Source organism: Flavobacterium sp., from assembly GCF_043720215.1.
GTDB lineage: Bacteria > Bacteroidota > Bacteroidia > Flavobacteriales > Flavobacteriaceae > Flavobacterium.
Genome location: NZ_JAYSSZ010000085.1, coordinates 1 through 4897 on the forward strand (window position 1 = coordinate 1; position 4897 = coordinate 4897).

Below are 4897 nucleotides of genomic sequence, written 5' to 3' on the forward strand. Positions count from 1 at the left end.
CTATAAAACTAAAAACAGCACCAAAAACGTTTTTGGTGCTATTTAATTTATCTATTTTTGTCTAATAATCTGTATCGATTATTTAGGACTAGTCAAAATATTGATATTACAAAACGCCTGGTTTTGCATCTGCAGAACAAGCTTTTTTAGCAGCACAACATCCGCCTTTTTTCTCACCTTCTTTTGGGCCACAACTTTTTGCAGTTTCCATTGTTGCTGGAGTTGCTGTTGCAGCTGAAGCTTCATCAGCTGATTTTTTTGATCTTTTTTTCTTTTTAGGTTTTTCTTGATCTTGTTTGTCTTGGTATAACATAGCTTTATCAGCAGTTGATTTTACATTTTCAACTTTATACGTTTTCCCATCAGCCACAGCTTCTACAGTTTCTACTAATTTTTCTGGAGTTTGTAAAGTTGCGTCGTACTGAATAGTTGCTATTTTTTTATCGAAATCAACAGACGCTTTTTGTACTCCATCAAGTCCTGCTAATTTGTTTTCGATAACTTTTGCACAACCCATTGCACAAGTCATACCTTCGATATTAAAACTTGTAGTTTCTGCTTTTGCAATTTCTTTAGAGGCTGAAGCGGTTTCGGTTTTAGTTTCTGTTGTCTCTTTTTTACAACTTACAAACAACGCTCCTGTTATTGTTAGCAGCGCTAATGTTACTTTGATACTTTTCATATTTTAAAATTTTATTGATTCAGATTATTAATGACAAAAATATATAAAAAACAATTCGATATTCATAAAAATAACAGAATTTTGTGAATTCAAAATAAATAGATGTTTACTAAAGATAATAAATGGCTTTTACTGATTATACTTTCTCTAATTTGGGGAAGTTCATTCATACTAATAAAGCGAGGATTGGTGGGGCTAACTCCATTTCAGGTTGGTTCGCTTCGAATACTTTTTACAGCAGTATTTTTGTTATTGATAGGTTTTAAGTCTTTAGCGAAAATTCCACATCATCAATGGAAATATATCGCTATGACTGCTTTTTTCGGTACATTTTTGCCAGTTTTCTTGTTTGCGTATGCTCAGACTCAGATAAATAGTTCGGTAAGTGCAATATTGAATTCTCTTACCCCAATGAATACCTTGCTTATTGGTATTTCTGCGTTTGGATTAACTTTTAAGCGTGGTCAAATAATAGGTATTTTTATTGGTTTGTTTGGTAGTGTTTTGTTGGTTTATAATGGTGCAATAAACCATCCAGACCAGAATTATTATTATGCCATTTTTATAATCATTGCTTCGGTTTGTTATGCTACCAATGTGAATTTGATTAATAAATATCTGTCAGATCTTAGTCCGATGAGTATAAGCGTTGGGAACTTTGCAATAATGACAATTCCTGCTATTCTTGTTTTGAGTTTTTCTGGGTTTTCTGAAACTGTTCATTTAGCCAAAACTCAAAATTCAATGATTTACATTAGTATTTTAGGAATTGTAGGAACAGGAATTGCGAATCTTATTTTTTTTAGATTGATACAAATTTCGTCACCTGTTTTTGCCACTTCCGTTACTTATCTAATTCCAATCGTAGCCTTTTCTTGGGGATTATTAGATAACGAAATGCTAACTCCAATACAGTTTCTTGGGGCTTTTATTATTTTAGTAGGTGTTTATATGGCGAGCAGAAAGTAGCTTTAAGACTCTTCTTCTGTCAATGCATTCCAACCTCTCGCTTTGAGAGGAATTTTTGTGTCTGCACGAGTTATGAGATGAATTCCTTCGCTTTCCTGTGTCATGTGTCCAATGATAGTGAAATTCGGATTCCCTTTTATTTTCTCAAAATCTTCCATGGCAATGGTAAAGAGTAATTCGTAATCTTCACCACCATTTATAGCTACTGTAGTAGAATCTATATTAAATTCTTCACAAACATTGATAAACTGAGGATCGATAGGCAATTTGTCTTCGTATAAATTACAACCTACTTTCGATTGTTTGCATAAATGAATTATTTCCGACGATAATCCGTCAGAAATATCAATCATAGATGTAGGTTTTATCTCTAATGCGTGTAATAAAGTGCGTACATCTTTACGAGCTTCAGGTTTTAGTTGACGCTCAATTAAGTAGGTGTAAGCGTCTAAATCTGGTTGACTGTTAGGATTAACTTGAAAAACTTGTTTCTCTCTTTCTAAAACTTGTAGTCCCATGTAAGCTGCGCCAATATCGCCAGTTACAACTAATAAATCTGTTTGTTTTGCTCCATTTCTATATACAATTTCGTCTTCGTCTGCTTCACCAATTGCGGTTATGGAAATAATTAACCCTTTTTGTGATGAGGTCGTATCTCCGCCTATAACATCAACTTTATATTCATTGGCAGCTAATGTAATTCCAGCAAATAATTCGTCTAATGCTTCTAGTGGAAATCGATTAGAAACTGCTACCGAAACCGTAATTTGAGTAGCTTTTGCATTCATAGCACAAATGTCAGAAATATTCACAACAACGGCTTTGTAACCTAAATGCTTTAGCGGCATATAAGCTAAATCAAAATGCACTCCTTCAATTAATAAATCGGTAGAAACAACCACTTTTTTGTCTTTAAAATCCAAAATCGCAGCATCATCGCCAATTCCTTTTAATGTTGAGGGTTGGTTAACAGCAAAATTCTTTGTTAAATGTTCTATAAGTCCGAATTCTCCTAGTTGAGCTATACTTGTGCGTTGTGGTGTTTTATCTTCGATCATTTTTCTTAATTTGAAGTTGCAAAGATACGAAGAATTTTGTGGTATGAAGTTGTAATTAGTATTAGGTATTAATAATAAAAAAGGCTCAACTTTTAATAAAGTTGAGCCTGATTATTTATAAAAGCTATAATAGATTTAGACTTATTTATATGCTTTTTTCAAAAGAAATCCTGCTAATGATTTTCCGGTTTTAGCAAATCCTTCACCAATTCTGCTTTCATTGCTAAAATTATTACCATATTGATCTCCAGGTGCATTTTCACTTGAAATTTCTAAAAGAACATTAGATTTATTTGAAGTTTCTACGAATTTTAAATTTGTTGTAACTTTTGCAGGTTGTTTCATTACCATAGCATCCCATCCTGGAAAAATCCAAACAGCTTCAACGATTAATGTATATTTTGCAGAAGTTAATCCTTCTTGAAAAGAAACTTCTTTTTTCTTTTTAGCTAAAACGATATTAACTAATTCTAAAAATTTAGGATTCCAAATAGATTCTTTGGCTCCGTTCCATTTCTTTTTCCAGATATCACCAACACCTTTTGTCTTTTCGTTAAGCTCTTTCGAACGTTCTTCGACATATTGTGCTTCCGTTTTGTTTTCTTTCATTAAAGTCAATTTACTGTAATCAAACTCAACATTGATTTCTTTTTGACCATTTAGAAACCCAAAATCTCCTTTTACAACTTCCATTTTTTGAGCCGTCACTAGAGACGAAACAAATAATACCGCTAATACTAATACTTTTTTCATTTTTACTTTTTTGTTTATTTAAAGTATAAAACTACAAATAATTTATAATTACATTATTAAAGAAAGTTAAAAATTAATGATTAATTCAAATTAACCTTAATCATTATATCCTCTTTTTTCTTTTTGTACACTTCTAATAAGAATGAATTTTCGCTAGTTTTTACTATTCTATTTGTTGAAAATTGATAGATTTTAAAATCTTCAACTTCCCTAGAATTCAAGATAGATCCTTTTGTTAAAGCTCCATCTGAATCAGAAATTTTCACAGCTGTTAAGTAACCGCCCTGACCATCACTATGTTTTGCAGGCGCTTTGTCTAAAGGCAAATCGATATTTTTGACATTATCTAAATAGACAAAATAATGATTATTATTTGCATTAAAATATTTATATGACATTCCGCCTTTTCCTCTAGAACCAATTTGGTTTTTTGCAATTTTTTTCATCCAACCTAATTTACCATCTGCATTAATTTTAGAAATTAACATATCACAATAATGGTAGGTAACAGTTGTTCTCATTCCTCCTTGTGGGCTGTAAGATGTATGAGTGACAATAAAATATTGTTCTCCTACAAGCACAATACTTCCATCTTCATTTATAGCAAGATCCGAAAGTTCTAGGTCAGAAAACTTTGCGTCATCTCCTTTTCGTTCTTTCTTTTCGTTCTTTTTCTTGGTTTTTTCACTCTCGTATTGATTTAAAACTTCCAATGGGATTTCATGAAAAGTTTTGTCATAAATAGTTCCGTCTGGTTTTATTTTAAAAGCAATAATTCCATCGCAATCGTCGAAATCGCCTTTTCCATTACTATAAAAACCACCACAAACTAAGTACTCTTTGTCAGTATCAAAAAGCCATAATTTATTAATGAATTTATCTTTATTATCAAACTTAGAGATATCTATTTTGTTTGATCCTGATTTAATCACAAACATCTCAACATGGTAATTTGCTTCAGTGTCTTTCTTTTTCTTTTTATCATCATTACTGTCATCATGAAAAACTTTTGTAAGTAAATATAAATTTCCCCTGTTATCTAATTGATAATCTAGATTATTCATTCTTCTTTCAGTATAAGGCATTGTAACCTCATTGCCAGAAGTTTTATTTAGACCTCCGTCGAAAGTGTACAACCCAAGAATGTCGAAACTTTTAGTGTCTTTCTTAACTTCTGGTTTTTTTCTGTATTGTATTAAGACACTTTTCTTGTCTCTTGGCTGATAAAAATCAAATTTATCTTGAACACTGATTGAAAATCCATTTCCAACAAATGTTCCTGAAACTTTGCCGTCAACTTGAAATAATAATTTATGGTTTTCTATAAATTCTCCTTTATCAAAATCTATTTCAACATAGAACAATTGTTCTTTTTCATTGTCTCCGTCCCATGAAGAATAGAAAAAATAGTATTTACCATTTAACTCAAGAATCT

Annotated in this window: 5 protein-coding genes; 1 reads left to right on the top strand and 4 read right to left on the bottom strand. The window is 31.5% G+C overall.

What is annotated here, in order from left to right; all coding sequences use genetic code 11:
- Nucleotides 1–106 precede the first annotated feature (106 nt).
- Entirely contained in the window at nucleotides 107–682 is a 576-nt protein-coding gene (locus ACHZC3_RS04170; protein WP_394758626.1) for a heavy-metal-associated domain-containing protein, read from the bottom strand.
- A 102-nt stretch (nucleotides 683–784) separates the two neighbouring features.
- Between ACHZC3_RS04170 and ACHZC3_RS04175 the strand changes: the two genes are divergently transcribed.
- Nucleotides 785–1651, top strand: a complete 867-nt coding sequence (locus tag ACHZC3_RS04175; protein WP_394758627.1) for a DMT family transporter — start codon at nucleotides 785–787, stop codon at nucleotides 1649–1651.
- A gap of 2 nt (nucleotides 1652–1653) precedes the next feature.
- Here ACHZC3_RS04175 and thiL read toward each other — a convergent pair whose 3' ends face one another.
- From thiL to ACHZC3_RS04190, 3 genes are all read right to left on the bottom strand, one after another.
- Entirely contained in the window at nucleotides 1654–2709 is a 1056-nt protein-coding gene (gene thiL / locus ACHZC3_RS04180; protein ID WP_394758628.1) for a thiamine-phosphate kinase, read from the bottom strand.
- A gap of 141 nt (nucleotides 2710–2850) precedes the next feature.
- Complete coding sequence (locus ACHZC3_RS04185; protein ID WP_394758629.1) at nucleotides 2851–3462, bottom strand: hypothetical protein; 612 nt, start codon at nucleotides 3460–3462, stop codon at nucleotides 2851–2853.
- A gap of 80 nt (nucleotides 3463–3542) precedes the next feature.
- On the bottom strand, nucleotides 3543–4897 hold a 1355-nt coding region (locus tag ACHZC3_RS04190; protein WP_394758630.1), incomplete at its 5' end, for a hypothetical protein.